Consider the following 5,026-nt stretch of genomic DNA (forward strand, 5'->3'; position numbering starts at 1 on the left):
ATGAACGCCGACCGCTGCATCCTCGTCCTCGGCGGCGCCGGCCTGGTCGGCGCGCAGATCGTCCGCGAGATCGCCCGCGAGTTGGAGCCGGAGCGCATCGTCGTCGCCAGCCTCTACCGCGGCGAGGTGCGCGAATTCCTCCACGACGCGCGTCGCGAGTTCTGCAACGTGGAGTTCGTCGGCGCGTGGGGCGACGTCTTCGTCCGCGATGAGTTTATGCTGGAGAGCCGCCGCCGCCTGACGCAGAGTCCACTCCGGCGCGACCACCTCTACCAGGATCTGTTCGGCCCGCTCGATGAGGCCTACACCCGCTCCGGCCTGGCCCAACTCATCCGCCAGTACCGGCCCAACGTCGTCGTCGATTGCATCAACACCGCCACGGCCATCAGCTATCAGGACGTGGACAGCCTGAGCAAGCAGACCCACGACCTGCTGGGCCAACTCGCCCAGATCGTCGATCACCAGGACTTGGCCGCCCTGGACGCGCTCGGCCGCGACCTGGAGCAGAACGTCAGCACCCTGCTCATCTCCCAATCGCTGCCGCAGCTCATCCGCCACGTGCAGGTCATCCACCGCGCCATGTCGGAGTGCGGCACGCGGCTCTACCTGAAGATCGGCACGACGGGCACGGGCGGCATGGGCCTCAACATCCCCTACACCCACAGCGAGGATCGGCCCAGCTTCAAGCTGATGAGCAAGACGGCCGTCGCCTTCGCCCACACGGGGCTGATGTTCCTGATGGCCCGCACGCCCGATGGGCCGCTGGTCAAGGAACTCAAGCCGGCGGCGATGATCGGCTACCGGCGCGTGGCCTACAAGTCGGTCAAGCTGCGCGGCCGGCCCCAGATGCGCTACCAGAGCCAGGAGCAGCCCCTCGGCGACCGACTGCTGCTTCGCGGCGACGAGAACCAGTACGAGCGGCTGGACAAGCTGCAAATGGCCGGCGTGGACACCGGCGAGAACGGCTTCTTCGCCCGCGGCGAGTTCGAGACGATCACCCATACCGACCAGATGGAGTTCATCACGCCGGAGGAGATCGCCGCGCAGGCGGTGCTGGAGATCAAGGGCAGTAACACCGGCTACGACGTAATCGGCGGCATCGACAGCAGCCTGCTGAACCCCAGCTACCGGGCCGGCGTGCTGCGCCAGACGGCGCTGGACAAGATGGCCCGCATCGAGGAGGAGACGGGCACGCACAGCGTCGCCCTGGGCCAGCTCGGCCCGCCGGAGCTATCGAAGCTGCTCTACGAGGCGCACCTGCTGAAGCTCAACTACGGCACGCTCGACAACGTGCTGGCAGCCTCGCCGGGCGAGATCGCCGAGACGCTCTACGACTGCCTTCTGCACGAGGACTACCTGCGCACGACCATCACTTCTATCGGCGTGCCCATCCTGGCCCCCGACGGCGAGCGGCTGCTGCGCGGCCCGCGCCTCAACATCCCGGAGAGCATCTACCGCGAGGTCGACGTCGACCGGCTGAAGTTGAACGCCTGGGCGGCCAAGGGCTGGGTAGACCTGCGGCCGGCCAACTTCCGGCTGTGGCAGGAGCGCTTCGAGCGCATGCAGCGCACCAAGCACATGCTCCACACCCGCGGCACGTCGTCAGTCACTATCAAGACCTATCTGCCGGAGGCCATCGAGATCGGCGCGGTCGTGGCCTGGATTTTTAACAATGAAGCGGGCGGGTATCGCATCAAATGATAGCCCGCTTTTCTTGACAATTGCCGTACCTGGGCTAGTATCAAACCATTGCACCGACGGGTCGTCCTCGCAGGCCCAGCGTCAACGGGCTCGGTGCGCGGTTCAATCACCTGAGTGACCTATGCAAGCATCTAAAGATTTCACCGGTCTGTCCATGCCCGTTTTTTCGGCGTTCGGCTGGGCCGGAGAAGAGAACGCGCTGAAGTACGCCCTGGCGCAGCTTCAGCTATTCATCGAAACGCTCTATCTGCGCCTGCCGGCCGACGCACGCGACGAGTTCCCCACGCACGGGCTTAGCCAGGAGAATCAGAACGTCTACCTGGCGACGGGCGACGCCTATGACAGCGAGGCGTTTATCGCCTTCAATGCCCGGCCGATGAGCCTGGAGGTGCAACTGGGCGTCGTCGGTCAGGCCCTGCTGTCCAAGGGATTGGCCGCCATCAGCAAAGACCCCGTCGCCGCCCATCACGCCCTGACCCAACTTGACCCCAACTGGACGCTGCGGGTGCAGCAGATGCAGGTTGACGCGGAGTCGGGCGAGCGCGCCCACCATCTGGATCTGTTCAAGGATAGCGTCAGCAACTTCACCGAAGAGCAGGCGCGCGAGATATTCGGCCGCGCCGCCTATCTGACGGAAGAGGATAAGTGGGTGACGCCGGTTTACCTGAGCCTGCGCCTGCCGTCGGAGCGGGCCGCGGCGATGGGCCTGACCGTGGTGGACATCTGCACCGATCTGGTCGTGGCCCTCATGCCGGTGCTGCGCCTCTTCAGCGGGCGCAAGGCGAAGAAGGCCCGCCCGGCCAAGTCATCGCGGAGCAAGATCGCGCGCGGGACGGCCGAAGCGCCGGAAGAGACGCCGACCGGCGAGCCGGCCATCACCGCCAGCATGAAGTCGATGGCCGACAGCTTCACCTATCTGGCCGAACTCAAGCCGCTGCACATCCGTCGCGGCTTCGTCAACCTGACGCCGGCGCACTGGCCCTTCTTCGCCAAGACCAACCGGGCCGAAACGCGCGACGTGACCGTCGTGTTTGGCGGGCGACAGGATCGGCACAGCAGCGTCTGGCGCTTGCAGCCCGACGATCAGGCCCGGCTGGTGCTGGGGCCGCAGGTGCACGAGTGGCTGGAAGAAACTTTCGCCAACAGCGAGGCTATCCGGGTCACCGCCCGGCGACTGGATAACGACGAGATTCGCATTACCCTTGAGGCGGCCGGCTGATCGAGCCGTAAGTTCTATGGCGCGAACCAAGATAGTTGCAACCATTGGCCCAGGCTCGGCGCATCCGGAAACCATCCGCCGCATGTTGGCGGCGGGCATGACCGTCGCCCGCGTGAACTTCTCCCACGGCGACCACGCCACCCACACCAAGACGGTCGCCATGCTGCGCGAGGTGGCGAAGAGCGAGAACAAGACGCTGGCTATCCTGGGCGACCTGCAAGGCCCCAAGATACGGCTGGGAACGGTCAAGGCGGGCGGCATGATGTTGTCGCTGGGCGACGAGATCGTGCTGACGCCCCACCCCGGCCAGCCGGCGATGATTCACTTGCCTCACCCCGACCTGATCGCCGCCGTCCAGCCGGGCAGCCGCATGGTCATCGGCGACGGCGAAGTCGAATTTGCCGTGGCCGAGAAGCGCGGCGACACCCTGCGCTGCATCGTCACGGTCGCCGGCCTGCTAGAGTCGCGCAAGGGCGTCAATGCCCCCGGAACCGACCTGCCCATCTCCTGCATGACAGATAAAGATCGCGTCGATCTCAATCTGATCTCCGAACTTGACTTCGACTATGTCGCCCTGTCGTTTGTGCGCACCGCCTACGACATCCAGGAGTTGCGGACGCTGATGGAGGATTGCCCGCGCCAGATCCCCATCATCGCCAAGATCGAGAAGGTCGAGGCCATCGAGAACCTGATCGCTATCCGCGACGCGGCCGACGGCATGATGGTGGCGCGCGGCGACCTGGGCATTGAATTGCCGCCCCAGGAGCTGCCCCTGCTCCAGAAGCGTATCATCGCCGCCTGCAACGAGGTCGGCAAGCCGGTCATCACCGCCACGCAGATGCTCCAGTCGATGATCGAACATCCGCGGCCGACGCGGGCCGAGGCCAGCGACGTCGCCAACGCCATCCTGGACGGCACCGACGCGGTCATGCTCTCCGGCGAGACGGCCACGGGCAAGTACCCGGTCGAGGCGGTGCTGATGATGAAGCAGATCGGTGAAATCACCGAACACGCCTTCCCCTATGACCAGTGGCGCGACCGGCGACTGACGCCGCACGCCATCGGCAGCGTGACCGAGGCCATCAGCGGGGCCAGTTGCAGCATCGCCGAAGAGGTCGGCGCGGCGGCCATCGTCAGCGCCACCCTGAGCGGCTGGACGGCGCAGCAGATCGCCCGCTTCCGGCCGCGCAGTCCGGTGCTGGCCGTCTCGCCCGACGCCCACACGCAGCGCCGGCTGGCGCTCGTCTGGGGCGTGGACACGCTGCTCGTGCCCGCCTTCCAGGACACCGATACGATGCTGGACAAAACGATCCAGGCGGTGCGCGATAGCGGTCTGGAGCCGGGCCAGCGCGTCGTCATCACCGGCGGCGTCCCCTTCGGCAAGTCCGGCCAGACCAACCTCATCAAGGTTCATACTGTTTAATAAATGCACCACGGATTTTCACGGATGATACGGATTCTACGGATTGAACCCCTGTTCAATCCGTTTTTATCCGTCTGATCCGTGGAAATCCGTGGTTAATTAATGATGACTTGGCTCAACGCGACCCGACCGCTCATCATCGGCCACCGCGGGGCCAGCGCCGATGCGCCAGAAAACACGCTGGCCGCGTTCGCCCTGGCGCTGGAGCAGAACGCCGACGGCATTGAGTTCGACGTGCAACTGTGCGCCGACGGCGTGCCGGTCATCATGCACGATGACACGGTGGATCGCACCTGCGATGGCGCCGGCCGCGTGGCCGATATGACGCTGGCCGAACTGCAACTGCTGACCATCGACGGCGAACACCCCATCCCCACCTTGGACGACATCTTTGAGTTGTTGGGCCGGCGTACGCTCTATAACGTCGAACTGAAGGCGCTGGGTCTGAGCGACGGCGGTCTGTCCGAGGCCGTGGCCCAACGCATTGTCGCCCACGGCGTGGCCGACCGCGTGCTCATCTCGTCCTTTAGCCCGTTTGTCGTGCGCCTGGCGCGCCGCCACTTACCGGCCTCCGTCCCCGTCGCCCACCTGCGCGAGAGCCGCCTGTTCCGGCTGTCACACACGCTGGTGCGGGCCGAGGCCGACCACCCCGACCACACGTTGGTCGATGAAGAACTGATGGG

At 65.5% G+C, this 5,026-nt stretch carries 4 protein-coding genes; all 4 read left to right on the forward strand.

From position 1 onward, the window contains the following. On the forward strand, positions 1 to 1,701 hold a 1,701-nt coding region (locus ACE3UY_RS12200), incomplete at its 5' end, for a short-chain dehydrogenase (protein ID WP_374687792.1). A gap of 121 nt (positions 1,702 to 1,822) precedes the next feature. Beyond that, positions 1,823 to 2,920 (forward strand): hypothetical protein, encoded by a 1,098-nt coding sequence (locus ACE3UY_RS12205; protein WP_374687793.1) that lies wholly within the window; start codon positions 1,823 to 1,825, stop codon positions 2,918 to 2,920. Between the two features lie 16 nt (positions 2,921 to 2,936). After that, entirely contained in the window at positions 2,937 to 4,343 is a 1,407-nt protein-coding gene (gene pyk, locus ACE3UY_RS12210; protein ID WP_374687794.1) for a pyruvate kinase, read from the forward strand. Between the two features lie 102 nt (positions 4,344 to 4,445). Beyond that, a partial coding sequence (locus ACE3UY_RS12215; protein ID WP_374687795.1) for a glycerophosphodiester phosphodiesterase occupies positions 4,446 to 5,026 on the forward strand: 581 nt, incomplete at its 3' end.

The organism is Promineifilum sp. (SeqCode) (assembly GCF_041918635.1).
In the GTDB taxonomy this organism is placed as follows: domain Bacteria; phylum Chloroflexota; class Anaerolineae; order Promineifilales; family Promineifilaceae; genus Promineifilum.

Excerpts from the sequence above, each read along its gene's own strand:
- ACE3UY_RS12205 (WP_374687793.1), top strand. The coding sequence starts at position 1,823 with ATGCAAGCATCTAAAGATTTCACCGGTCTGTCCATGCCCGTTTTTTCG.
- pyk (WP_374687794.1), top strand. The coding sequence starts at position 2,937 with ATGGCGCGAACCAAGATAGTTGCAACCATTGGCCCAGGCTCGGCGCAT.